Source organism: Pseudomonas glycinis (assembly GCF_054871425.1).
In genome coordinates, this window is sequence record NZ_JBTYHF010000004.1 from 171936 (window position 1) to 197698 (window position 25763).

The 25763-nt window shown below is 59.9% G+C and carries 22 protein-coding genes; 7 read left to right on the plus strand and 15 right to left on the minus strand.

The genetic code is table 11. From position 1 onward, the window contains the following. Positions 1–397: 397 nt before the first annotated feature. From ACYSTU_RS11200 to plsB, 3 genes are all read right to left on the minus strand, one after another. A complete protein-coding gene (locus ACYSTU_RS11200) occupies positions 398–1087 on the minus strand; it encodes a DUF4197 domain-containing protein (RefSeq protein ID WP_498998419.1) in 690 nt (229 codons plus the stop codon). 27 nt (positions 1088–1114) lie between these two features. Next, a complete protein-coding gene (locus tag ACYSTU_RS11205; RefSeq protein ID WP_122505673.1) occupies positions 1115–1513 on the minus strand; it encodes a YbaY family lipoprotein in 399 nt (132 codons plus the stop codon). Positions 1514–1632: 119 nt separating this feature from the next. Beyond that, positions 1633–4134 (minus strand): glycerol-3-phosphate 1-O-acyltransferase PlsB, encoded by a 2502-nt coding sequence (plsB, locus tag ACYSTU_RS11210; protein ID WP_252877516.1) that lies wholly within the window; start codon positions 4132–4134, stop codon positions 1633–1635. Positions 4135–4372: 238 nt separating this feature from the next. Here plsB and ACYSTU_RS11215 point away from each other — a divergent pair, with 238 nt between their 5' ends. Beyond that, positions 4373–4582: a cold-shock protein gene (locus tag ACYSTU_RS11215; protein ID WP_016771489.1), complete on the plus strand. Its 210-nt coding sequence runs from the start codon at positions 4373–4375 to the stop codon at positions 4580–4582. Between the two features lie 138 nt (positions 4583–4720). On the opposite strand, the gene ACYSTU_RS11220 is transcribed toward ACYSTU_RS11215, so the two are convergent. The 4 genes from ACYSTU_RS11220 to ACYSTU_RS11235 form a co-directional block, all read right to left on the minus strand. Next, positions 4721–5092, minus strand: a complete 372-nt coding sequence (locus tag ACYSTU_RS11220; RefSeq protein WP_498998430.1) for a hypothetical protein — start codon at positions 5090–5092, stop codon at positions 4721–4723. 75 nt (positions 5093–5167) lie between these two features. Further along, positions 5168–5977 carry a putative RNA methyltransferase gene (locus ACYSTU_RS11225; protein WP_122505676.1) on the minus strand — a complete coding sequence of 270 codons (810 nt, stop codon included), beginning with the start codon at positions 5975–5977 and terminating at the stop codon, positions 5168–5170. Further along, positions 5977–7128 carry a succinyl-diaminopimelate desuccinylase gene (gene dapE, locus ACYSTU_RS11230; protein WP_263217761.1) on the minus strand — a complete coding sequence of 384 codons (1152 nt, stop codon included), beginning with the start codon at positions 7126–7128 and terminating at the stop codon, positions 5977–5979. The genes ACYSTU_RS11225 and dapE overlap by 1 nt, the downstream gene beginning before the upstream one ends. Before the next feature lie 242 nt (positions 7129–7370). Beyond that, a complete protein-coding gene (locus ACYSTU_RS11235) occupies positions 7371–9962 on the minus strand; it encodes a glycosyltransferase (RefSeq protein WP_110645889.1) in 2592 nt (863 codons plus the stop codon). A gap of 214 nt (positions 9963–10176) precedes the next feature. Here ACYSTU_RS11235 and tcdA point away from each other — a divergent pair, with 214 nt between their 5' ends. After that, positions 10177–10995: a tRNA cyclic N6-threonylcarbamoyladenosine(37) synthase TcdA gene (gene tcdA, locus ACYSTU_RS11240; RefSeq protein WP_039762445.1), complete on the plus strand. Its 819-nt coding sequence runs from the start codon at positions 10177–10179 to the stop codon at positions 10993–10995. An 89-nt stretch (positions 10996–11084) separates the two neighbouring features. Here tcdA and ACYSTU_RS11245 read toward each other — a convergent pair whose 3' ends face one another. The 4 genes from ACYSTU_RS11245 to ACYSTU_RS11260 all read right to left on the minus strand — a co-directional run bounded on the left by ACYSTU_RS11245 (position 11085) and on the right by ACYSTU_RS11260 (position 14246). Then, positions 11085–11489, minus strand: coding sequence for a SufE family protein (locus ACYSTU_RS11245; protein ID WP_071174534.1), 405 nt, complete (start codon positions 11487–11489; stop codon positions 11085–11087). Next, on the minus strand, positions 11486–12691 hold the full coding sequence (locus ACYSTU_RS11250) for an aminotransferase class V-fold PLP-dependent enzyme (protein WP_122610705.1): 1206 nt from the start codon (positions 12689–12691) through the stop codon (positions 11486–11488). The genes ACYSTU_RS11245 and ACYSTU_RS11250 overlap by 4 nt, the downstream gene beginning before the upstream one ends. Positions 12692–12817: 126 nt before the next feature. After that, complete coding sequence (gene dapD / locus ACYSTU_RS11255) at positions 12818–13852, minus strand: 2,3,4,5-tetrahydropyridine-2,6-dicarboxylate N-succinyltransferase (protein ID WP_003222105.1); 1035 nt, start codon at positions 13850–13852, stop codon at positions 12818–12820. Positions 13853–13883: 31 nt separating this feature from the next. Then, complete coding sequence (locus tag ACYSTU_RS11260; protein ID WP_038860603.1) at positions 13884–14246, minus strand: ArsC family reductase; 363 nt, start codon at positions 14244–14246, stop codon at positions 13884–13886. 292 nt (positions 14247–14538) lie between these two features. Between ACYSTU_RS11260 and ACYSTU_RS11265 the strand changes: the two genes are divergently transcribed. Then, positions 14539–16173 carry a Na+/H+ antiporter gene (locus tag ACYSTU_RS11265; protein ID WP_130927475.1) on the plus strand — a complete coding sequence of 545 codons (1635 nt, stop codon included), beginning with the start codon at positions 14539–14541 and terminating at the stop codon, positions 16171–16173. A gap of 24 nt (positions 16174–16197) precedes the next feature. Here ACYSTU_RS11265 and ACYSTU_RS11270 read toward each other — a convergent pair whose 3' ends face one another. From ACYSTU_RS11270 to map, 4 genes are all read right to left on the minus strand, one after another. After that, the gene (locus ACYSTU_RS11270) at positions 16198–16953 is read right to left on the minus strand and encodes a M12 family metallopeptidase (RefSeq protein ID WP_125917998.1); all 756 of its coding nucleotides are present in this window, start codon (positions 16951–16953) and stop codon (positions 16198–16200) included. 187 nt (positions 16954–17140) lie between these two features. Then, entirely contained in the window at positions 17141–18340 is a 1200-nt protein-coding gene (gene dapC, locus ACYSTU_RS11275; RefSeq protein ID WP_498998445.1) for a succinyldiaminopimelate transaminase, read from the minus strand. Between the two features lie 221 nt (positions 18341–18561). Then, entirely contained in the window at positions 18562–21264 is a 2703-nt protein-coding gene (locus ACYSTU_RS11280; RefSeq protein WP_016771478.1) for a [protein-PII] uridylyltransferase, read from the minus strand. 40 nt (positions 21265–21304) lie between these two features. After that, positions 21305–22087, minus strand: coding sequence for a type I methionyl aminopeptidase (gene map, locus ACYSTU_RS11285; protein WP_024011828.1), 783 nt, complete (start codon positions 22085–22087; stop codon positions 21305–21307). Positions 22088–22460: 373 nt separating this feature from the next. Between map and rpsB the strand changes: the two genes are divergently transcribed. The 4 genes from rpsB to frr all read left to right on the plus strand — a co-directional run bounded on the left by rpsB (position 22461) and on the right by frr (position 25760). Further along, positions 22461–23198, plus strand: coding sequence for a 30S ribosomal protein S2 (rpsB, locus tag ACYSTU_RS11290; RefSeq protein ID WP_003222119.1), 738 nt, complete (start codon positions 22461–22463; stop codon positions 23196–23198). Positions 23199–23389: 191 nt separating this feature from the next. Further along, positions 23390–24253 carry a translation elongation factor Ts gene (gene tsf, locus ACYSTU_RS11295; RefSeq protein ID WP_076566115.1) on the plus strand — a complete coding sequence of 288 codons (864 nt, stop codon included), beginning with the start codon at positions 23390–23392 and terminating at the stop codon, positions 24251–24253. 209 nt (positions 24254–24462) lie between these two features. Continuing rightward, positions 24463–25206 carry a UMP kinase gene (gene pyrH / locus ACYSTU_RS11300; RefSeq protein WP_003222124.1) on the plus strand — a complete coding sequence of 248 codons (744 nt, stop codon included), beginning with the start codon at positions 24463–24465 and terminating at the stop codon, positions 25204–25206. After that, complete coding sequence (gene frr / locus ACYSTU_RS11305) at positions 25203–25760, plus strand: ribosome recycling factor (protein WP_007954771.1); 558 nt, start codon at positions 25203–25205, stop codon at positions 25758–25760. Before pyrH ends, frr begins: the two co-directional genes overlap by 4 nt. The last annotated feature ends 3 nt before the right edge of the window (positions 25761–25763 follow it).

Here is a 25763-nt window from a genome sequence, read left to right on the forward strand (position 1 = left end):
GTGTTCGGCTTTTGATTTGTGTTGTTGCTGCCCCTCACCCCAGCCCTCTCCCGAGGGAGAGGGAGCCGATTTTTGGCGTTCCAAAATCTGCATTCGACTCGGTATCGCAAGTCGGCGTATTTCGCCTGAACACCTCGGTCAGTCCCCTCTCCCTCCGGGAGAGGGCTAGGGTGAGGGGCTTTTGATCTGTTTCTTTTGCGGATACTGACTCGGTATCTCAAGCCGACGTTGCTCTGGTAATCAGCTCGACTTCCCGCTATGACTGCGCATCGGCAGAGGATTTCCCTTGCTGAACTGCGGTGAATCGTGTCCTCGGTCCGGTCGATCCACAAAGCGGATGCGCAAAAAAAACCGCTGAACCGAGGAAGTTGAGCGGGCTTTTTTTGTGGTTCGGAAATTACAACGTACCAAACACCTTCTTCGCCAGACTCGTCGCCGCAGCGGCCGGGTTCTGACGAATTGTTTCTTCCTGCTTGCCGATCATCTCGAACAAACCATTGAGTGCCTGTTCGGTGACGTAGATTTCAACGTTGGCGCTCTTGGCGTCGACGACACCGAAAGCCGCAGCTTGACCTGCAAAGGCGTTGTACTTCTGCGCGACGCCGACCTTGTCGGTGGCTTGCTTGACGATGGGCAGGAATTTCGCGCGGATCTGTTCGCGGCTGGATTTGTTCAGGTATTGGGTCGCCGAATCGTTGCCGCCGCTGAGGATGCCTTTGGCGTCGGCCACGCTCATTTTCTTCACTGCATCGACGAGGATTGGCTGGGCCTGGGTCACGGCGGATTCGGCGGCTTTGTTCATCGCGGTTTCCAGTTCTTCGACCTGGGCGCCCATGCCGAAGGCTTTCATCTTGCTCGCGGCTTTGCCGAGTTTGCCCGGCAGTTCGATTTTCACTTCGGGGTTATTGCTGAAGCCGCCCGGGGTGCCGAGCTGTTTCACGGCGATCTGGGCGCCTTGGGTCAGGGCGTCCTTGAGGCCGCCGGTGGCGTCTTGTTGCGACAGGTCGTTGAGCGACAAGGCCAAGGCGTTGGCGGAGATCAGCAGACCGGCGCAGGCGGCGGCGAAGCGAAGGGTAGGGCGGCGCATGGCGGCTTCCTTGTGGCGAAAAATGGATTAACGAACGGCGTCGACGCGGATTTTCAGCGGCTGCGGGTCGTTGCCGTCGAGTTGCACGGCGTGGTTTTCGGTGGTGATGAACATCAGCTCGCCGTTGACTTCAATGCGCGCGCTGACCGAGTAACGGTGGCCGGATTTGACCTGCGCCGGATCGTAGCTCAAATGGAATGGCAGCGGCACCTGGCCTTTGATCGGGCCGTTCTGTTCGGCGAGGACCACGGCCGGCGCATCGGCCAGCGACACGTCCTGCAGGCTGACGCTCAGGGTCGCGCTCGGGGGCAGGGCGATGCGTTGCAGGTAGAAGACTTCGCCGTCGAGGCTGGCCTTGCCGGCGGGGGTGGTTGATTGGCAGGCGCTGAGCAGGGTGGCGGCGGCGAGGGTCAGCAGTTTTTTCATGGGTGAATCTCCTTTCAATGTGGGAGCGAGCCTGCTCGCGAAAGCGCTGGGTCAGTCAAACTAAATGTCGACTGACATTCCGTTTTCGCGAGCAGGCTCGCTCCCACAGGGGTAAGGCTTCAAGCCTCAGGCTGTGGCGTGATCTGATCCGCCGCATCTTCACTGCGGTGCAGCGCGACCTGGCGGATCGACAGGCGAATCTCCGCCGGCAACACGCGCTTGGCCGCGCCTTCGGCCAGCTCGCCGAGCAGTTCGTGGTAGCTGAGCTTGCCGGCTTCGTCGCGGCGCAGGACGTCGAGGTCGAGCAGGGTCTGGATGAAGTGGCGGAACAGGCTCTTGTCGAAAAACTCTGGGGCGTTCAGGCCATGGAGGATCGACAGACGCTGGGCCATGACCGTGCAGAGGTCTTCCAGCTCTTCGGCGCTGATGCTGTTCTGGCCGCTGTTGAGCAGCAGGGACACGGTCATGTAGAAGCGCTGCAAGGTCTGCGCGATGCTTTTCGACAGCAGAGTCAGCAGCACGAAATGCCGCGAACTCGGCGCCGGGCGCAGGTAAACGTCCTTCTCGAAACGCAGCAGGCCCTGCTCGACGAAGGCTTCCAGCCACTGGTCGATCACTGCATCTAGTTCGTCCAGACTCCAGCGGATGAACAGCTCCGATTGCAGGTACGGATACAGCGCGCGGGTGTAGCGCAGGATCTGCTCGCGGCTCATGCGCGAGGTGCTCTGGAAGAAACTCGCCAGCAACGACGGCAGAGCGAAAATGTGCAGGACGTTGTTGCGGTAGTAAGTCATCAGGACCGCGTTCTGCTCGTCCAGATAAAGAATCTTGCCGAGCGCATCGTTCTGCTCGGCGAGCAGATCCATGTCTTTCACATGCTCGATCAGCGCCCGGCCATCGCCTTCCGGCAAGGTGGTGTGTGGCGAATACGGGACTTTGCGCAGAAGCGCCAGATACAGATCCAGCACCCGCGCCATGGCCCGATCGTCCAGCGCCAGGCGCGTGGTCGACAGCAGGGCCAGCGCTACCAGATTCACCGGATTGATCGCCGCCGCTTCGTTGAGGTGCCGGGCGACTTTCTCGCCGAGGCGGTTGGTGGTTTCGTTGAGCCACGCCGGTTTGAACTGCGGGCCGAGCTCCTGCTGGCGCCAGTCCGGTTGCTCGGCGTCGAGGAATTCGGCCAGTTTGATCGGCTCACCGAAGTTGACCGCGACCTGACCGAAGCGCTGCTTGAGCGCGCCGATGACTTTGAAAATGTCGAAGATCGACTCTTTCTTCTTGCTCGCCCCGCGCAGTTCGCCGAGGTAGGTGCGACCTTCGAGCACGCGCTCGTAACCGATGTACACCGGCACGAAAACGATCGGCATCCGCGACGAACGCAGGAAGCTGCGCAGGGTGATTGCGAGCATGCCGGTTTTCGGTTGCAGCATGCGCCCGGTGCGCGAGCGCCCGCCCTCGACGAAATACTCGACCGGGAAACCTTTGGTGAACAGCGTGTGCAGGTATTCGTTGAACACCGAGGTATACAGCGGATTGCCCTTGAAGGTGCGGCGCATGAAGAACGCACCGCCGCGACGCAGCAGGCTGCCGATCACTGGCATGTTGAGGTTGATCCCGGCAGCAATGTGCGGCGGGGTCAGGCCGTTGCGGAACAGCAGATAGGAAAGCAGCAGGTAATCGATGTGGCTGCGATGGCACGGCACGTAGATCACTTCGTGACCCTGCGCAACGTTCTGCACGCCCTCGATGTGGTTGACCTTGATGCCGTCGTAGATCTTGTTCCAGAACCAGCTCAGCACCACTTCGAGAAAACGGATCGCCGTGTAGGTGTAGTCCGAGGCGATCTCGTTGCCGTAGCGCAGGGCCTGGGCCTTGGCTTTCTCCGGGGAGATTTTCTCGCGCTCGGCTTCGTCGAGGATCGCCTGTTTGACCAGCGGCTGGTTGAGCAGGCCTTTGACCAGATTGCGCCGGTGGGAAATGTCCGGGCCGATCACCGCTGCTTTCAGATTGCGGAAGTGCACGCGCAGGATGCGCTGGGCCATGCGCACGGTGCGCTCGTGGCCCTTGTTGTGATCGATCAGTTCGCGCAGGTGAATCGGCGCGGAGAACTGCACGCGGGTTTTACGCCCGAGGACGATGATGCTCAGCAGCCGGCGCAGACGGCCGGTGACTGCCCAGCTGTCGGCGAACAACAGTTTCCACGGGCTGTTTTCGCTGTCTGGCGACTGGCCCCAGAACACGCTGACCGGAATGATCTGCGCGTCTTCGGCAGCATTCTGTGTCAGCGCGCTGACCAGACGGGTGAGAGTCGGCGGCGCACCGCGTTTGTCCTGGCGGCCGAGCCAGTCCGGGTCCGGTGTCAGATAAAAAAACGCCGCAGGTTCGATCAGCGTACCGACCGACACCGCCAGCACCGGGCGGGGCAGGCCGGCCTTGGTGCACTCGGTGTCGACCACCGCCAGATCGGTCAGCGAAGGGTTTTGCAGGACGTAGAACACCGGACGACTGCGGTCGAGGTTAAGAGTGAACGACGACTGATTGATGGTCTCGGAGCGAACCCAGAGATACAACAGGCGGCGCAGGGTGCCAAACACAAGACGGCGGAACGGGGAACGGGTCATACGGCTTCTGCGTGAGTGAATAAAACCGAGCAGGCGCTCGGGCGGTCGATAGTGTGACGGATTCGCTGAAAATCGGCAAAAAAGCGCCGAAGTAATCTCCTGTTGAGAGTTTCTTCACCTGTCATATACTCGGCGCTCTGTTGCCGGTGCCCTGTTATGGACGTCGGACGCAGGCTGACGTTCCTCGAAGGCTTTCCTGCGAAAAGCCCGTTCAATAATAAAAAAGGAGTATGAACAGATGGCAACACGCGAAACCGGCAACGTGAAGTGGTTCAACGACGCCAAAGGCTATGGCTTTATCCAGCGCGACGACGGCGTGGACGTGTTCGTGCACTACCGCGCGATACGCGGCGAAGGGCACCGCTCGCTGACCGAAGGTCAACAGGTTGAGTACGCGGTGATCACCGGCGAGAAGGGGTTGCAGGCGGAGGACGTTGTAGGCCTGTAACACAAACTTCTAGAGCGCTAAAAACCACTGTGGGAGCGAGCCTGCTCGCGAATGCGCTGTATCAGTCACCATTCATATCGACTGACACTGCGCATTCGCGAGCAGGCTCGCTCCCACATGGGCTCTACGTTGCCCCGGTTAAGCGGTTTTCCAGGTGATCTCTTCTTCTCCGTCTGCGCTGATGCGAATCCAGCGATCGGCGGTTTCTTCACCTTCTTCTTCGACCCACGTCCCCGGTGCGCAGCGCACCTCGACGTTCAGTGCCGCGAAGGCTGCGCGGGCGCAGGCGATGTCGTCGTCCCAGGGGGTCTGGTCGCTTTCCAGGAACAGGCTGTTCCACTTGCCCACGGCTTTCGGCAGCCAGGTCACCGGCACATTGCCGGCCTTGCACTTGTACGTCTGGCCTTTCTGCACCCAGTCGCTGCACGGGCCCAGCGCTTGGCCGAGCCAGGCGGCGATGGCCTTGTGGTCGGCGTCTTTCAGGTAAATCTCGATGTCCGGTTGGCGCATGGATGTCCTCACTGCGGGTCTGAAAAATCCATTCGCGGATTTAGCCGGCCCCGGGTCTGTGCCCGAGACCAAAAGTTATTGAAGAACGAAATAATCGTAGCGCATCGACACGGTGGTCTCGAACGGTTCGGCCTGTTCGATCACCGCCGCACGACGCTCGGCACTGGCACGCCAGCCGTGAGGCGTCATCGCCAACAGGTTGGCGCGGTCCTCGGGCTTGTCCAGGGTCAGCTTGAATTCCAGGGTTTCGCTGTGCGCCAGCGCCATGCCTTCCGGCACCAGGGCCAGGTGCTTGTCGTCGGTGTACTCGCGCACTTCGTCGTACAGGCGTTCGCGCAATTCCATCAGATGGCCACGGGTCGGGCCGACTTTCATCAGCCCGCCGCCGACGCTGAGCAGACGCTTGGCTTCCTCCCAGTCCAACGGACTGAAGACGCTGGCGAGAAACTGGCAACTGCCCGAAGCCAACGGCACGCGGGCCATGCTGGCGATCAACCAGGTGATTGCCGGGTTGCGTTTGCAGGCGCGTTTGACCGCTTCGCGGGAGATGTCCAGCGCGTAGCCATCAGCGTTCGGCAAAGCTTCGGCGATTTGCGCGGTGTAGTAACCCTCGCCACAACCGATGTCGACCCAGCGCTCCGGCGCATAACTCGCCGCCAGTTCAGCCAGACGCCTGGCGACTGGCGCGTAGTGCCCGGCGTTGAGGAAATCACGCCGCGCCTCGACCATCGCTTGATTGTCGCCCGGGTCGCGGCTGTTCTTGTGCTGCACCGGCAACAGGTTCAAATAACCCTGACGCGCACGGTCAAACCGATGCCCGGCGGGGCAGACCACGCCGTTGTCCACCGCATTGAGCGGCTCACTGCAGATCGGGCAGGCGAGCATCAGGCGAGCAACTTGATCAGGGTCTGGTAATAGATTTCCGTCAGCACATCGAGATCCGCCGCCAGCACGCGCTCGTTGACTTGGTGGATGGTCGCGTTGACCGGGCCCAGTTCAACCACTTGCGTGCCCATGGTCGCGATGAAGCGGCCATCAGAGGTGCCGCCGCTGGTCGACGCCTTGGTTTCGCGACCGGTGATGTCCTTGATGCTCGACGATACCGCGTCGAGCAGCGCGCCCGGTTCGGTGAGGAACGGCAGGCCGGACAGTGCCCAGTCGATGTGCCAGTCCAGATCGTGCTTGTCGAGAATATCGGCCACGCGTTTCTGCAGGCCTTCGACGGTCGATTCGGTGGAGAAACGGAAGTTGAACACCGCCACCAGATCACCCGGGATCACGTTGGTCGCGCCGGTGCCGGAATTGAGGTTGGAAATCTGGAAACTGGTCGGCGGGAAGAAGTCGTTACCGTGGTCCCAGTGCTCGGCGGCCAGCTCTGCCAGCGCCGGAGCGGCGAGGTGGATCGGGTTCTTCGCCAGATGTGGGTAGGCCACGTGGCCCTGCACGCCTTTGACCGTGAGCTTGGCGCCGAGGGAGCCGCGACGGCCGTTTTTCACCACATCGCCGACCAGGGTGGTGCTCGACGGTTCGCCAACGATGCACCAGTCCATGCGCTCGTTGCGCGCGACCAGACGCTCGACCACGGCCTTGGTGCCGTGATGCGCCGGGCCTTCTTCATCGCTGGTGATGAGGAAAGCGACCTTGCCTTTATGGTTCGGATAGTCGGCGACGAAACGTTCAGCGGCGACTGTCATCGATGCCAGGCTGCCTTTCATGTCTGCCGCGCCACGGCCGCAGAGCATGCCATGTTCGTCGATCACGGCATTGAACGGATCGATCTGCCATGCGGTAACCGGACCGGTCGGCACCACGTCGGTGTGGCCGGCGAAGCACAGCACCGGGCCGTCGTTGTTGCCGTGAGTGGCCCAGAAGTTATCCACATCTTCGATGCGCATCGGCTCCAGGGTGAAACCGGCATCGCCCAGGCGCTGCATCATCTGCTTCTGGCAGTCGGCATCGACCGGGGTCACGGAAGGACGGCGGATCAGGTCGATGGCCAGTTGAAGGGTCGGCGATAGGTCGGCGTGGGCCGTCATGGAAAACTCCGGGATCATGGGGTATGAGCTTGGGCTTCTAATGTGGGAGCGAGCCTGCTCGCGAAAGCGGTCTACCAGGCACCTTAAAGGTTGAATGTTACAACGCCTTCGCGAGCAGGCTCGCTCCCACAAGGGACAGGGGTGGTCAGTCAGACCGGTTATCACGCCAAGCCCCGCAAAATGGCGGTTATCTTAAAGCAAAACGGCGACCATTGGCCGCCGTTTAGTGCTGCGTTGCGGATTTAGACGACCGGTGCCGGCTCAGCCTTGGCCGCAGGTTTGGGCAGCGACGACAGGAAGGCCATGATCAGCGCCGCCAGGTATGGCAACGACTGCACCAGCAGCATGGTCACCCAGAAGCGCATGTCATTGCTCGGAATGCCCTGCACCAGGAAGATCCCCAGCGCCGCGCCCCACAGCAACAGCATGATGAACAGCTCCTCGCGAGCCTCGCTGATCGCCACCCAGAAACCGTGGTTGTCAGCGTTTTTCGGCGTGCGGAAGAACGGAATGCTGCTGGTGAAGAAACCGTACAGCACCGCTTTGGCGATGGTGTGCGACAACGCCAGCCCGGCCAGCGCCGCGCAGAACGCATCTTTCAGATTCACACCGACGGCGCGGCGGTAGAGGAAGATGATCTTGCCGACCTTGAACACGAACAGCGCCAGTGGCGGGATTGCGAAAATCAGCAGCGGCGGATCGACCCGTTGCGGCACGATGATCATCGCCGCCGACCACAACAGCGCGCCAACGGTGAAGAAGATGTTCATGCCATCGGCGACCCACGGCAGCCAGCCGGCGAGGAAGTGATAACGCTGACCGCGAGTCAGTTCGGTGTCCTTGCCGCGCAGCAGGCTGCGGGTGTGGCGCTTGATGATCTGAATCGCGCCATAGGCCCAGCGGAAACGCTGTTTCTTGAAGTCGATGAAAGTATCCGGCATCAGGCCCTTGCCGTAGCTGTCGTGGTAATACGCCGCCGACAGGCCTTTCTCAAACACGCGCAGGCCGAGTTCGGCGTCTTCACAGATGCACCAGTCAGCCCAGCCCAATTCCTCCAGCACGGAACGGCGGGTCATGGTCATGGTGCCGTGCTGAATGATCGCGTCACGGTCGTTGCGGGTGACCATGCCGATGTGGAAGAAGCCCTTGTATTCGGCGTAGCAGAGCTTCTTGAAGGTGCTTTCGTTCTGGTCGCGATAATCCTGCGGCGACTGCACCACGGCGATTTTCGGGTCGGCGAAGTGCGGCACCATGTGCTTGAGCCAGTTCGGGTGCACGCAGTAATCGGAGTCGATCACCGCAATGACCTCGGCATCCTTGGCGGTGTGCGGAATCAGGTAATTCAGCGCGCCGCCCTTGAAACCGGCCAGCGGTGAAACGTGGAAGAACTTGAAGCGCGGGCCGAGGGTTGCGCAGTAATCGCGCACCGGTTCCCAGACGGCCGGGTCCTTGGTGTTGTTGTCGATGATCAGGACTTCGAAGTCCGGATAATCAAGTGCGGCGAGGGCGTCGAGGGTCTGTTTGACCATCTCTGGCGGCTCGTTGTAGCAGGGCACGTGGATCGACACTTTCGGCCGGTAATCAGAATCGCCCAGCACCGGCAGGAATTCCCGACGGCGCTTGTGAATCCACACCGCTTCGGCCAGTTCATGGGCCTCGGTGAGCAGGACGATGAATACCCCGAGCGCACCGAGCGCCAAGAGGAATCCGACCGTGAGGCTGAACCACGTGCTGTATTGCTGGCTGTAGTCGTAACCGATGTACACCAGCACCGAACCGCAGAGGAACGCGATAAATGTCAGGAACGTGCGACCACGCTGGCGCAGCGCCGAGCCGTCGATCATGAGCAGGGTCAGCGACAGCAGCGCCAGCACCACCGAGCCGATGGCCAGCACGCGCCATTGCGGAATCGCCACCACCGGGCCTTCGAAATTGAATTTCTGCTGGCGCGCGGCGTTGAACACGCCCCAGTAGGCGCCGACCGAACCTTCATCGCTGGCCTTCCACGGCTGGTCGAACGCTTCGATCACGAAGTAGTTGAAGCCTTGGCGATTGAGCTTGTTGACCAGTGTGCGCAGGTAAATCGCCTGATCTGCCGGCGAGGCATCGGCGCCACCGCGCATGCGACCATTGCTCGGCCAGCCGACCTCGGAGAGCAGCAGCGGTTTTTTCGGAAAGAGTTTTTTCAGATCGCGGGCGCGGTCGAAGACGAACTGGCCGGCCTTGTCCACCGGAATGAATTCCCAGTAGGGCAGGACGTGGGCGGCGATCAGGTCAACGTGTTTGGCCAGTTGCGGGTATTTCTCCCAGATATGCCATTGCTCAGAGGTGGTCACCGGTACTTTGACCGCAGCGCGCACCCGATCCAGCAGAACGATCAGCGCTTCCGGGGTGATTTCTTCACGAAACAGCGCCTCGTTGCCGACCACCACGCGCACGACGCTTCTGGAGGTGTTGGCCAGTTCGATGGCTTTGGTGATTTCCCGTTCGTTGCGTTCCTGGTCCGGGCTGATCCAGATGCCGAGGGTGACGCGCAGGCCGAATTCTTCAGCCAGTTTCGGGATGTCTCCCAGCGAACCGTCGACCGAATAGATACGGATGTTGTCGGTCAGCTTGCTCATGATTTCCAGGTCACGGCGCATTTCGTCGTCAGACGGATACTGATCCTTCTGTGGAAATTGCCCCTGCTGGAATGGCGAATACGAGAAGCCGGAGATTTGCTGCGGCCAGTTCGGTGCAGTGACCGGGCGATTGACCAGCGCCCAGAAACCGGTGAACAAGGCAGCGATGGCCAGCACCACCACCAGGTTGAGTCCAAATTTACGCGATGACATAGCTGTTTCGGGTTCCAAAGGCTGTGGAACGAAGGATCGGTCGGATAGACGCCCGAGGGGCGCGCATCCTACACCGGCGGTTAACCAGTCGTACAACTGACGGGAAAATGCCTGACGTTGGGCAGCCGTCTCTGACTTAAGTTCTTACACTTGTCGCTTGCAGCTTAAAACTTGTCGCTGCGTAGCCCTATAATGCGCGCCGGTTTTTGGGGTAATGGTCATGAGTACAGAAGATCCGCGGTTTGCAGGCATCGCCCGTTTGTATGGCATCGAAGGCCTTGAACGCTTGCGCGCCGCCCATGTGGCGATCGTCGGCGTCGGTGGCGTCGGTTCCTGGGCGGCGGAAGCCATGGCCCGGTGCGGGGTCGGCGAGATTTCGCTGTTTGACCTCGACGACGTCTGCGTCAGCAATGCCAACCGCCAGTTGCACGCCTTGGACAGCACCGTCGGCAAACCCAAGGTCGAGGTGATGGCCGAGCGTCTGCGCGGAATCAACCCCGATTGCACGGTGCACGCCGTTGCCGATTTCGTTACCCGCGACACCATGGCCGAGTACATCACGCCGAACATCGACTGTGTGATCGACTGCATCGATGCGGTCAATGCCAAAGCGGCGCTGATCGCCTGGTGCAAACGCCGCAAGATCCAGATCATCACCACCGGCGGCGCGGGCGGGCAGATCGACCCGACGCTGATTCAGGTCTGCGACCTGAACCGCACCTTCAATGATCCGCTGGCTTCGAAAGTACGCTCGACCTTGCGTCGTGACTACGGCTTTTCCCGCACCGTGACCCGCCACTACAGCGTGCCGTGTGTGTTTTCCACCGAACAGCTGCGCTACCCGAAACCGGACGGCAGCATTTGCCTGCAGAAGAGTTTTGTCGGCGACGGCGTGAAGCTCGACTGCGCCGGCGGGTTTGGCGCGGTGATGATGGTTACCGCGACATTTGGCATGGTCGCGGCGACCAAGGCTGTGGACAAGATTGTCGCTGGTGTTCGGCGCCCGGCGGACCGGGTCAAGCCTCAAGCCTGAAGGTATCAATGAGGGCCTCTTCGCGAGCAGGCTCGCTCCCACAGGGAAATGCATTTCCATTGTGGGAGCGAGCCTGCTCGCGAAGGCGATTAGCGCGCCAACTCATTCATCCGCTGGAGCACCGCATTCAGGCCATTGCTGCGCGATGGCGATAGCTGGCGGGACAGGCCGAGCTGATTAAACCAATCCGGCAAATCGATTTGCTTTATATCAGCCGCCGACAAGCCGTTGACCCGCAACAGCAGCAACGCCACCAACCCGCGAATCATCCGCGCATCGCTGCTCGCCTTGAACTGCCAGTGTCCGTCGCGCAACTCCCCGACCAGCCACACCTGACTCTCACAGCCATGCACCCGGTTGGCCTCGCACTTTTGCGCGTCATCCAGCGCCGGCAAGCGATCGCCAAACTGCATCAACAACCGCGCCCGTTGTTCCCAGCCCGCCGCAGTCTGAAACGTCTGCAGCGCTTCGGCCGCTTCCACCGGCAGGCTCATCGCAACATCTCCAGCGCCTGATCCAGCGCCTCGAAAAAGCGCTCCAGATCTTCCGAGTCGTTATACAGCGCCAGCGACACGCGGATCGCGCCGGCCAGTTCGAAGCTTTTCATCAGCGGCATGGCGCAGTGATGCCCCGCACGCACGGCGATGCCTTGTTCGGTAAGCAGATGCGCCAGATCAGCGTTGTGCACGCCTTCGACGACAAAACTGGCCAGCGCCAGTTGCGGCTTGCCGAGCAGGCGAATGCCGTTGCGTGCGGCGAGGCCGCGCAGCAGATAGTCGTGCAGTGCCGCTTCATGGGCAGATACGGCGTCCTGATCCAAACCGGCCAAGTAGTCGAGGGTCGCTCCGAGGCCGATGACACTCGCGATCGGCGGTGTGCCTGCCTCGAACCCCAACGGCGCCGGGCGGAAGCGCGAATCCTGATAGTTGGCGTCGAGCACCATCTCGCCGCCGAACTGCCAATGCTGCAATTGCTCCAGCGCAGCGTTGCGCCCGAACAGCACGCCGAGGCCATCGGGGCCGTAGAGCTTGTGGCTGGAAAACACATAGAAGTCGCAACCCAGCGCCTGAACGTCATGCCGACCGTGCACCACACCTTGCGCACCATCGACCACGGTCAGCGCGTTCTGCGCCTTGGCCATGCCCAGCAAAGCGGTCAGTGGCTGCCAGGCGCCGAGCACATTGGACAACTGGCTGACCGCCAACAAACGCGTGCGCGGGCCGATCAGGTGTACGGCAGCGCCGAGGTCGATCAGGCCGTCGGCATCCAGCGGCAGGATCACCAGTTTCAGCTGGCGGCGTTGCGCCAGTTGCTGCCACGGCAGCAGGTTGGCGTGATGCTCCAGAGCGCTGATGACAATCTCATCGCCCGGCTGAAACAGAGGCTCCAGACCATAAGCCAGCAGATTCAGCGCGCTGGTGGCGCCGTGGGTGAAGATGATTTGCCCGCTGTCACCGGCATTCAGCCATTGGCCAACCTTGCGCCGACTGTCTTCGAACGCTTGCGTCGCGTGGGCACCGGGCAGGTGTTGCGCACGATGCACATTGGCCGCGCCGTTAGCGTAGTAATGCGTCAGTGCGTCGAGCAGGGCCTGGGGTTTTTGCGTGGTGGCGGCGCTGTCCAGATAGGTCTGGTCTTGCCGTTGCAGCGCGGCGATGGCCGGGAAATCGGCGCGCCAGGGGGAGGGGATCATCATGAGTTCAGCCCTGTGAAATTGGGCGGGATGTATGCCAAACCTTGCGGGAGCGAGCCTGCACGCGAAAGCGTCCTTGAGGACGCCAAAAGCTTCGCGAGCAGACTCGCTCCCACAGGCCTACAGCGCTTAGTTGTGAGCGTGCAGCGCTTCGTTCAGTTCGATCGCCGATTTGTGGGTCTTGCACTCCACAGCACCGGTTTCCGAATTGCGACGGAACAGCAGATCAGTCTGACCCGCCAGCTCACGCGCCTTCACAACCTTGACCAGATTGTTGTGCTCGTCCAGCAGCGCAACCTTGGTGCCGGCGGTGACGTACAGGCCCGATTCCACAGTGTTGCGGTCGCCCAACGGAATGCCGATACCGGCGTTGGCGCCGATCAGGCAGCCTTCGCCGACCTTGATCACGATGTTGCCACCGCCCGACAGGGTGCCCATGGTCGAGCAACCGCCGCCCAGGTCCGAACCCTTGCCGACGAAGACGCCAGCGGAAACGCGGCCTTCGATCATGCCCGGGCCTTCGGTGCCAGCGTTGAAGTTGATGAAACCTTCGTGCATCACGGTGGTGCCTTCGCCGACATAGGCGCCCAGACGCAGACGTGCAGCATCAGCGATACGCACGCCGGCCGGTACCACGTAGTCGGTCATTTTCGGGAACTTGTCCACCGAGAACACTTCCAGCAGCTCGCCGCGCAGGCGTGCTTCGAGTTGCATTTCTGCCAGTTCGCTCAGGTCGATCGCGCCCTGGCTGGTCCACGCCACGTTCGGCAGCAGCGGGAAGATACCGGCCAGGCTCACGCCGTGCGGCTTGACCAGACGGTGCGAGAGCAGATGCAGCTTGAGGTAGGCCTCAGGCGTGGAGGTCAGTTGCGCGTCTTCGGCCAGCAGCGTGGCGACCAGCGGCTTGTGGCTTTCGGCCAGGCGGGTCAGCAGCTTGCCTTGCACGGCGTCGATGCCTTTCACGGCTTCAGCCAGTTGCGCAGCCTGGGCGGTGGTGAAGGTGATGGCCTGGTTGCCTTCGGTGTAACCGAGGATCGGCGCAACAGCCGCGACCAGTTCGGCCGAAGGGTTGAGCAGTGGCTGGGCGTAGAACACTTCCAGCCATGCGCCTTGACGGTTCTGGGTGCCGACACCAAAGGCGATGCTGAACAGGGAATTGGACATGTGAATACCTCTACAAAGAGTGACGGGCTGCTTACTTCAGAGCGGCCGCGTAGATATCTGGCTTGAAGCCAATCAGGGTTCGGTCACCGAGATCGAGCACCGGGCGCTTGATCATCGAGGGCTGTGCGAGCATCAGTTCGATGGCTTTCGCTTGGTCGAGATCGGCTTTGCGTTCGTCGTCGAGTTTGCGAAAGGTCGTGCCGGCGCGGTTCAACACGGTTTGCCAGCCGTGCTCGTCGCACCATTGGGTCAGGTGCTCACGGTCAATGCCGGCGGTCTTGTAATCGTGAAAGTCATAGCTGACAGCGTGTTCATCGAGCCAGGTGCGCGCCTTTTTCATGGTGTCGCAGGCTTTGATGCCGAAAAGGTGCAACGTTTTACTTGAAACGGCCAAGGAATCGCCCCCTTTACAGGTGCTGGAAAAAAATGGTGACGGATTATGCCATGACCGGACAGTTTCGTCGGCCACGGTTGTCGTAACGCTGTAAAACCTGTGGGAGCGAGCTTGCTCGCGAAGGGGGCCTGTCAGTCAATTTCTGTGCTGAATGACACACCGCATTCGCGAGCAAGCTCGCTCCCACATTTAGTCCGGCGTCTGGCCGTGCGACATAGGTGCAACGGTCAGCCACAGCCTAAGGCGCTAATATGGCAGTTCAACGCTGTCGATCGCCTGAGATTCTGGTTTTATGCAAACTGCTTACACCGTCCTGATCCTGCTGATGCTGGTCAGCGTCTCGCGACTGGTCGGGCGGGTCATCCCGCTGCCGTTGCCGCTGGTGCAAATTGCTGCCGGTGCCTTGCTCGCCTGGCCGACGCTTGGCCTGCACGTCGCCCTCGATCCCGAATTGTTCCTGTTTCTGTTCCTGCCGCCGTTGTTGTTTTCCGATGGCTGGCGCATGCCCAAACGCGCCTTCTGGCAATTGCGTGGACCGATCCTGACCCTGGCGGTCGGCCTTGTTCTGTTCACCGTGGTCGGTGCCGGTTATTTCATTCATTGGCTGTTGCCAACGATTCCGCTGCCAGTGGCCTTTGCCCTGGCAGCGGTTTTATCGCCAACGGACGCCGTGGCGGTTTCAGCGATTTCGCAGAACCGTCTCCCCACGCCGCTGATGCACATCCTTCAGGGCGAGGCGCTGATGAATGACGCCTCAGGCCTGGTGACCTTCAAGTTCGCCCTCGCTGCAGCGGTCACGGGCGTGTTTTCGTTGACCAATGCCAGTCTGACCTTCGTCGCGGTGGCGCTCGGTGGCCTGGCTGTGGGTGTAGCGTTGAGCTGGCTGGTCGGGCGCCTGCGCGCGTGGATGATCGCCCGCGGCTGGGACGATCCGGCCACTCACGTGGTGTTCATGTTGCTGCTGCCGTTCGCCGCTTACGTACTGGCTGAACGTCTGGGCGCTTCGGGCATTCTTTCGGCTGTGGCGGCGGGGATGATGCAAAGCTGGCTCGACCTGCTGCCGCGCCAGACCAGCACGCGACTGCTCAACCGCAGCGTTTGGGCGCTGCTCGAATTTGCGTTCAATGGCTTGATCTTCCTGCTGCTCGGCCTGCAATTGCCAGACATCATCAAGGCGGTGGTCAGTCATGAGCCGACGCTGTGGCCGACGTTGTTCTATCGCTGCCTCGATGTATTGGCGATTTTCGTCGCGCTGGTGCTGCTGCGGTTCATCTGGGTGCAAAGCATCTGGCGCTTGTCGGTGTTGCTGCGCCGAGTGCGCGGCAAGGGCGAGCTGACGCAAGTGCCGACGGCGCGTTCATGCTGGTTGCTGACGGTGGGCGGTGTGCGCGGGGCGGTGACGCTGGCAGGCGTGATGTCGGTGCCGATGCTGATCGGCGCCGAGGCTTTTCCTGAACGCGACTTATTGATCTTCATTGCAGCCGGGGTGATTCTGCTGTCGCTGGTCTCGGCCTGTATCGCGCTGCCCTTGCTGCTGCGCGGCATCGACAAAAGTCCTGACGACAAGCGTCGCCAGGAAGTGCGCGACGCTTGGCGCAAGACTGCCGAAGCGGCGATTCACTCGCTGGAAAGCGAAGAAGTGGTCCCACAGGATGCCGCTCAAGCGGCGCTGGCAGCGGAGCTCAAGGCGCGGATCATGTCCGAATATCGCCATCAACTTGATGTGTTCAATGATTCCGCCGAAGCCCAAGCGCTAGCATTCCAGATGGATCTGCTTGAACGGCGTTTGCGCTTGAAAGCACTGCGCGCCCAGCGTCTGGAACTCTACAGCCTCAGTCGTCAGCACCAGATCGGTGATGACGTGTTGAGAGAAGTGCTCGGGGAACTGGATTTGAGCGAGGCCAATCTGGGGCAGGTCAAGTCGTAGCACGAGATGATTCCTGATGGCGATTCAAGGGGATTCGCAAGAGCCGCCGTCAGGAATTTCGATCGGATAGAAATGTGCGCAGATGCGTTTGTCCTGCCAACTTATTTCCGTGTTCATCGGTATCTCAAACTTCCCATCGGTTAGTTCCTTCTCGACAGGATAATGCATGATTGAAGTCGGGTCGTATGGGGTGACGGTGATCGCCTCGTCTATCGGTGTAAAAATGTTCAGGTCCACGCTTTGCTTATCCATTCCCCATTTTTCCGCATATTCCTGATAGACCTTCGGTCTATTCCAGGGAATGTTAGCATCAGGGTGCAGATGCTCATGATGAAAACCGAGCGCATGACCGAACTCGTGTATTACTACCGTGCGAAAATCCGCATCTCCCGGTCGCGCGTATATGAACATCGTGGGTTTTCCTGCCGCGACTGTTAGTGCGTCGGTGCCAATTTGCGAAGCGTTTTGAGTAGTGTCGGTTGTAATTCGGATTACGCCGTCTTTACTATCGATGAAGCTAAAGGTGAGGCTGACATAGTCCGCCCATTCCCATATATGGCTCTTTATCGCTTCTTTCAGCGAGGCGGGTGGGTTGTCCATAAACGAAATGGTCAGATGGCGGCTCGGGTGCCAACACTTTGCATTGAGTGCCATGGTCCGGGAGGTCAGGCCTGAGTTGTTGGTGTACGAAATATTTTTCGAGTTTTCATTGATGGCCGCTCGAAAGCTGGCAACTGGATCTTCTATTTCAAGATTCAGACAGGGTCTGGTTTTGTACATGGTCAATTCCTTTGAGGTTTTTATCCAAGGTTGAATGCAAGTTAGTGGTTAAAAACTTGTAGTTTGTAAGTTGGTTATTGCGGGGGGTAGGTTATTAGTTAGTGTATTGAGGAGTAAAGGAGGGGGTTGTAAGGTAGCGTTTCTTTTTTTAGTCCGCATCAGGTGGCCTGATGCGGACTCCTGAAAGTTACTGTTGGCGAGTTACGAATGCGCGTATTCTTTCGGCGGCCTCGACACATTCAGCCAACGGCGCAACCAGCGCCATGCGCACGCGGCCCGCCCCCGGATTGACGCCATCGACATCGCGAGACAGGTACGAGCCCGGCACCACGGTCACATGCTCCTGCTCGAACAGATCGCGGCAGAACGCCGCATCATCGCCCTGCACATTCGGCCACAGATAGAAGCTGCCGTCCGGGCGCTGTACGTCCATGACCGGGCTGAGGATGTTCAGCACCGCATCGAACTTCTCGCGATACAGCGCACGGTTGGCGCGCACATGCACTTCGTCATTCCACGCGGCAACGCTGGCCAGTTGAGTCTGTACCGGCATCGCGCAGCCATGGTAAGTGCGATAGAGCAGGAAGCCCTTGAGGATGTCGGCATCGCCGGCAACAAAGCCTGAGCGCAAGCCCGGAAGGTTGGAGCGCTTGGACAGGCTGTGAAAGACCACGCAGCGCTTGAAGTCATTGCGGCCCAGTTCGACGCAGGCGCTGAGCAGGCCCGGCGGTGGAGTTTGCTCGTCGAAGTACAGTTCGCTGTAGCACTCGTCGGCGGCAATGACGAAGTCGTACTGATCAGCCAGGGCGATCAGTTTCTTCAGGGTCTCGACCGGAATCAGCGCGCCGGTCGGATTGCCCGGCGAGCACAGGAACAGAATCTGGCAGCGCTGCCAGATCTGCGGCGCTACTGCGTCGAAGTCCGGGTTGAAGCCGTTTTCATCCAGGCATGGCAGGTAATGCGGCTTGGCCCCGGCGAGAAACGCCGCGCCTTCGTAGATCTGATAGAACGGGTTCGGGCTGACCACCAGCGCATCGTCGCCACGGTTGACCACGGTCTGGGTGAAGGCGAACAGCGCTTCACGGGTGCCGTTGACCGGTAGCACATTGCGCGCCGGATCGATCCAGCCGTTCGGCACGCCAAAACGACGCTCGCACCAGCCGGCGATGGCTTCGCGCAGGGCCGGGATGCCGAGGGTGGTCGGGTACACCGCCATCTGATCCAGATTGTTCGCCAGCGCTTCGGCGACAAAACTCGGCGAACGGTGTTTCGGCTCGCCGATCGACAGGGCGATCGGGCGTTTGTCCGGGTTCGGCGTAACGCTGCCGAGCAGGGCGCGGAGCTTTTCGAACGGGTACGGCTGGAGCTGGTTCAGAGCGTTGTTCATGGGGGCCTCTTTTAAATGCTCAAGAGCTTTCTGTGGCGAGGGGCTTTATCCCCGTTGGGCTGCGCAGCGGCCCCAAAACCATCACTGCGGTTCAACTGAATGTCCGCATACACAGGTTTTACGACTGCTTCGCAGCCCAACGGGGATAAATCCCCTTGCCACAGGGGATTGTATGTACCGGAGGAAAGCATGGGCTGCATTCACAGGGATAAACGGGTGATTCAGATACTGATCCGCGAAAGTTTGATATCCGGTTCCTGATTGACGCTCAACTGTTCGACGATCGCATCCTGCAAACGGCTGCACAGCAGCGGATCGGACAGCGGCTGGTTATGCGCGTCGGTGATGAAGAACACGTCTTCCACGCGCTCGCCCAGGGTCGCAATCTTGGCGTTCTGCAGCGACAGGTCGAACTCGAGGAAAATCCCTCCGACCCGCGCCAGCAGGCCCGGCCGGTCGGGCGCGGTCAGCTCCAGCACGGTCACTGGACGCTGGGCGTCGTTGTGGATCGTTACTTGCGGGGCGAAGGCGAAGTGTTTGAGCTGACGCGGCACACGGCGCTGGATGATCGTCGGGTAGTCGTCCGGGTTGCGCAGCGCTTCGGTCAGGCCTTCGCGGATCTGCTTGATCCGCGCGGGGTTGTCGCCGATCGATTCGCCTTCGTTGTCGAGCACGATGTAGGTGTCGAGAGTGAACTGGCTGCTCGAGGTGATGACCCGGGCGTCGTGAATGTTCAGGTTGAGCTGGTCCATCGCCGCCACGGTCACGGCGAAGAAGTCGTGCTGGTCCGGTGCATAAATGAAGATCTGCGTGCCGCCCTCGAACTCGCGCTGGGTGGTTTCCTTGATCAGCACCAGCGGCCCGCCATCCACCGGTTGCTGCAGGATCGCGTCGCTGTGCCAGGCTACATCGCCGGCGGTGTGACGCAGGAAATAGTCATCGCCCAATTGCGCCCACAGCTGCTCGACGTCGTCCGGATCGGTGCCGCCGCGCACCAGAATGTCCAGCGCCGCGCTTTGTGTCTGGCGAATCTGTTCTTCGCGATCCACCGGGTTTTCCAGGCCGCGGCGCAGGGCGCGCTTGGTCTCGGTATAAAGCTGGCGCAGCAGGCTGGCGCGCCATGAATTCCACAGCGTCGGGTTGGTCGCATTGATATCGGCCACGGTCAGCACGTAGAGGTAGTCGAGGCGCGTTTCGTCGCCAACAGCTTGAGCGAAATCGTGGATCACCTGCGGGTCGGACAGATCCTTGCGCTGCGCGGTGGTGGACATCACCAAATGGTTCTGTACCAGCCAGACGATCAGGCGGCTGTCCCACACCGGCAACTGGTGACGCTGGCAGAACGCCTCGGCATCGACCGCGCCGATCTCCGAGTGATCACCATGCCGGCCCTTGCCGATATCGTGATACAGACCGGCCATGTAGATCAGCTCAGGTTTGGGCAGCTTGGCCATGAGCTTGGCGGCCAGCGGAAATTTCTCCGAAACCTGGGTGTACTGCAGTTTGCGCAGGTGTTTGATCAGATTCAGCGTGTGCGCATCGACCGTATAGATGTGGAACAGGTCGTGCTGCATCTGCCCGACGATAAAACCGAACTCCGGTAGATAGCGCCCGAGAATGCCGTAACGGTTCATCCGCCGCAGATTGCGGTGGATGCCGATCTTGCACTTGAACAGCTCGATGAACAGGCTGGTGTTGCGGATATCGTTACGGAAGTTGTCATCGATCAGATGACGATGTTCGCGCAGCAGACGAATGGTGTCGGCGCGCACCCCTTTGATTTCCGGCTGCTGGGCCATCAGCACGAAAATCTCCAGCATGGCGAACGGCGTGCGGCGGAACACGTTGTCATTGCGCGCTTCGATGTAGCCGTCATGCAGCTGGAAGCGTGAATTGATCGGTTGCGGCGGCGCTTCGTCTTCCGGAGCGAGGATGACTTCCTCGAAGTGCTGGATGATCAGATCGCTCAGTTGGGCGATGCTCATCACCGTGCGGAAGTACTGCTGCATGAAGTTTTCGACCGCCTGTTTGGCGTCGTCTCCTTCAAAGCCGAGCAGGCCGGCAATGGTGCGTTGATGATCGAACAGCAAGCGGTCTTCCGAGCGGCCGGCGAGCATGTGCAGGGCGTAGCGCACTTTCCAGAGGAATTCCTGGGAGGAGGCGAGCAGGGCGTTTTCGCTTTCGACCAGAAAGCCTTCGCCAGCGAGGGCGCGCAGGTTCAGGGTGCCGTACTGACGGCGGGCGACCCAGAGGATCGTCTGGATATCGCGCAGGCCACCGGGCGAGCCTTTGACGTTCGGTTCGAGGTTGTACTCGGTGTCGTTGTATTTGTGGTGACGGGCCTTCTGCTCGGCACGCTTGGCCAGGAAGAACTCCTTGGCCGGCCACATGTGCGCGGTGCTGGTGACGTCGAGCATGCGCTGGCGCAGACGCTCGGGGCCGCAGATGGTGCGGCTTTCCATCAGGTTGGTGACCACAGTCAGGTCGGCGCGAGCCTCTTCTGCGCATTCGTCGACCGAGCGCACGCTCTGGCCGACCTCCAGACCGATGTCCCACAGCAGCGTCAGAAAACGCTCGATGGAATCGCGGAAAACTTCGTGGTCGGCACTGTCGAGCAGAATCAGCAGATCGATATCGGAGTAGGGGTGCAGTTCGCCGCGACCGTAGCCGCCCACCGCCACCAGAGCGATGTCGGCGTCTTCGCTCCAGTTGAACTGCTCCCAGGCCTTTTGCAGGATGTTGTCGACAAACCAGGCGCGGTCCTCGATCAGGCGGCGGATGTCGCGGCCATTGCGAAAACGCGTGTCGAGGACCTCGCGGGCCTGGCGGATCGCCTTCTTGAACGCCGCGATAGGACTCGCTTTGAGGGCCAGTTCAGCCTGGAACTGGCCGCGGTCGAAGAGTTCGGGATCCACCTGCGGCATCGATTGGCTTTCCTTCTATAGGCTGGGAGCGTTCTGGGTGTCAGGCCGAGATACGCGGGATGGTGTCATCGCTGCGCAAAGTGAAAATCTCGTAGCCGGTGTCGGTGACCAGCAGGGTGTGTTCCCACTGTGCCGAGAGCTTGCGGTCCTTGGTGATCGCGGTCCAGCCGTCGCCCAGAACCTTGGTGTCGGCCTTGCCCTGGTTGATCATCGGCTCGATGGTGAAGGTCATGCCAGCCTTCAGTTCCATGCCGGTGCCGGCGCGACCGTAGTGCAGGATCTGCGGTTCTTCGTGGAAGACCTTGCCGATGCCGTGACCGCAGAACTCGCGCACCACCGAGAAACCGTTCTTTTCCGCGTGCTTCTGGATGACTTCGCCGATATCGCCGAGGCGGCAGCCAGGTTTGACGATCTCGATGGCCTTGTACATGCATTCCTGGGTGACCTGCGACAGACGCTCGGCCCAGACCGGCACTTCGCCGACGTGGAACATGCGGCTGGTATCACCGTGGTAGCCGTCTTTAATCACCGTGACGTCGATGTTCAGGGTGTCGCCGTTTTTCAGCGGCTTGTCGTTAGGGATGCCGTGGCAGACCACATGGTTGATCGAAGTGCAGATCGACTTCGGGTAGCCCTTGTAGTTGAGCGGGGCAGGGATGGCCTGCTGCACATTGACGATGTAGTCGTGGCAGATCTGGTTGAGCTGATCGGTGGTCACGCCCGGTTTGACATGTTCGGCAATCATTTCCAGCACATCGGCGGCCAGTTTGCCGGCGACACGCATGCCAGCGATGTCCTCGGGGGTTTTGAGGTTGACGGTCATACAGGCTCTCTCTGCGCTCGGCGGCGCTTACGGATACGAATTGGGTGGCAAGCGTACATTTTGCGACCCTGAAAAACGCGATTCTACCAGACGGGAGGCGCAAATCCGCGCCTGCATGTCCAGCTTCTATCTATACAATGGTGCCCATCGAGCCGATTCCAAGGGGGCTGCGCCCATGTCCTTGGTGCGAATACAGATTCCGGGTTCCGTTTCTGCGCACCCTGTGGTATAAAATGCGCCGCTTTCCGGGGATGCCCCGAAAAGCTTAAATCCACACACGTGTCGACACGATGACCTGGGTGCCTTGGGCTTTATGCCTCTGGTTGGTCATTGGGATACGTGGAGGCCAAACCCGACTTATCAAGGAACTATCATGTCCCAAGTCAACATGCGCGATATGCTGAAGGCCGGTGTGCACTTCGGTCACCAAACCCGTTACTGGAATCCGAAAATGGGCAAGTACATTTTCGGCGCGCGTAACAAGATTCACATCATCAACCTTGAAAAAACCCTGCCAATGTTCAACGAAGCTCTGACTTTCGTAGAGCGTCTGGCCCAGGGCAAAAACAAGATTCTGTTCGTCGGCACCAAGCGTTCCGCTGGCAAGATCGTTGCTGAAGAAGCAGCACGTTGCGGTTCGCCGTACGTCGATCACCGCTGGTTGGGCGGCATGCTGACCAACTTCAAGACCATTCGTGCTTCCATCAAGCGTCTGCGTGACCTTGAAGTTCAAGCCGAAGACGGTACTTTCGCCAAGCTGACCAAGAAAGAAGCGCTGATGCGCTCCCGTGATCTTGAGAAGCTGGATCGTTCGCTGGGCGGCATCAAGGACATGGGCGGTCTGCCAGACGCACTGTTCGTGATCGACGTTGACCACGAGCGCATCGCGATCACCGAAGCCAACAAGCTGGGCATTCCGGTCATCGGCGTTGTCGATACCAACAGCAGCCCGGAAGGCGTTGACTACATCATTCCAGGCAACGATGACGCCATCCGCGCTATCCAGCTGTACATGGGTTCGATGGCTGACGCAGTTATCCGCGGCCGCAACAACGTTGCTGGCGGTACTGTAGAATTCGCAGCTGAAGAAACTCAGGCTGCAGCTGAGTAATCGACGCCCCTGGCGTTGACTCAGTAAGCAAAAAGGGGGCTTGGCCCCCTTTTTGCCACCTCGAAAACCATTTGTCGGCGCCCACGTCTGTATTTGTCATGTGCGGCAGCCAACATGGGTGGTTCGGGAAGAATTGAACGCCCGTTCGATCGGGTGGAATGGTTGAAAACCTATCCAAGAGGAATTTGAAAATGGCAGCAATTACTGCAGCGTTGGTCAAAGAACTGCGCGAGCGTACCGGCGAAGGCATGATGGATTGCAAGAAAGCCCTGGAAAAGGCTGACGGCGACATCGAAAAAGCCATTGATGACATGCGTGCTTCGGGCGCCATCAAGGCTGCGAAAAAAGCTGGCAACGTTGCCGCTGAAGGCGCAATCGCCATCAAATCGAATGACAAGGCAGCCGTGCTGCTGGAAGTCAACTCGCAGACCGACTTCCTGGCCCTGCAGGACGACTTCAAGAACTTCGTTGCTGCCAGCGTAGAAAAAGCTTTCGACGAAAAACTGACCGACGCAGCTCCGCTGATCGCCGCTCAGGAATCGGCTCGTGAAGCGCTGGTTGCCAAAGTCGGCGAGAACGTCAACATCCGTCGTCTGGTACGCGTAGAAGGTGACGTTGTCGGCACCTACCTGCACGGTAACAAGATCGGTGTTGCTGTTGTCCTGAAAGGCGGTGACGTCGAGCTGGCCAAAGACATCGCTATGCACGTTGCTGCAAGCAACCCTGAGTTCCTGCTGCCTTCGCAAGTCTCCGCCGAAGCGATCGAGCGTGAGAAAGCTGTGTTCCTGCAACTGAACGAAGAAAAGATCAAAGGCAAGCCAGAAAACATTGTTGAGAACATGGTCAAAGGCCGTATCAGCAAGTTCCTGGCAGAAGCGAGCCTGGTCGAGCAGGCGTTCGTCAAGAACCCTGAAGTCAAGGTTGGCGAGCTGGCCAAGAAAGCCGGTGCTGAAATCGTTTCCTTCACTTACTTCAAAGTAGGCGAAGGCATCGAGAAGCCGGTCGACAACTTCGCTGAAGAAGTTGCTGCCCAGCTGGCTGCCGCCAAGCAATAAGACGGTTTTTCAACTGTCGCCCGAAAGAGGCTGCCCGCTAACGCGCGCAGCCTCTTTTCAGATGGGGTACCAATTTTTTATTTGGTTTCCACCCGGAACTGACTTACAAAGCCATGTTCCGATGGCGCTGCAGCAGCGCCAAGCTAGAGTGAACGCCAGCTGTAAACAGCTCGCAAAGAATTTTAAATACGCCGCAGGAGAGATTCGCAATGGCTCAGCAGGGCAGTGGTTATCAGGCTCGCTATAAACGCATTCTACTCAAGCTTAGCGGCGAGGCCCTGATGGGCTCGGAAGAGTTCGGGATCGATCCGAAGGTACTGGATCGCATGGCGCTGGAAGTCGGCCAGCTGGTCGGCATCGGCGTGCAGGTCGGTCTGGTCATCGGCGGTGGCAACCTTTTCCGTGGCGAAGCCCTGAGCAAAGCCGGTATGGATCGGGTCACGGGCGACCACATGGGCATGCTGGCCACTGTGATGAACGCCTTGGCCATGCGCGATGCGCTGGAACGTGCCAATATCTCGGCCATCGTCATGTCGGCCATTTCCATGGTCGGTGTGACCGATCATTACGATCGCCGCAAAGCCATGCGCCACCTGAACTCCAAGGACGTCGTGATCTTCGCGGCCGGTACCGGCAATCCGTTCTTCACCACGGATTCGGCAGCCTGCCTGCGTGCAATCGAAATCGACGCCGACGTTGTGCTCAAGGCCACCAAGGTTGATGGCGTGTACACCGCAGACCCGTTCAAGGACCCGCATGCCGAGAAGTTCGATCATCTGACTTATGATGAAGTACTGGATCGCAAGCTGGGTGTAATGGATCTGACTGCTATCTGCCTGTGCCGCGATCACAAGATGCCGCTGCGCGTATTCAACATGAACAAGCCCGGCGCCCTGCTGAACATCGTGCACGGCGGCGCTGAAGGGACTTTGATCGAGGAAGGCCAACAATGATCAACGAAATCAAGAAAGACGCCCAAGCGCGTATGCAGAAATCCCTGGAATCTCTGAACCACGCGTTCGGCCAGATTCGTACCGGCAAGGCTCACCCGAGCATCCTTGGCAGCGTCATGGTGCCTTACTACGGCACTGACACTCCGCTGAGCGGCGTTGCCAACGTCACCGTGAAGGATTCGCGCACCCTGCAGGTCGTGGCCTTCGAGCGCAACATGCTCGCTGCCGTCGACAAGGCAATCCAGAGCGCCGGTCTGAACCTCAACCCGACCAATCTGGGCGAGTTGCTGTTGATCCCGATGCCTGCCCTTACCGAAGAAACGCGCAAAGGCTTCACCAAGCAGGCCCGCAGTGCAGCCGAAGACGCGCGCGTAGCCGTGCGCAACATCCGTCGCGATGCTTTGGGTGAGCTGAAAAAACTGGTCAAGGACAAGGAAATCAGCGAAGACGAAGAGCGTCGTGCCATCGCCGATATCGATAAGCTGACCAAAGAATCCGAGGCCCAGATCACCAAGGCCACGGACGAGAAAGAAAAAGACCTGATGGCCGTATAAGGG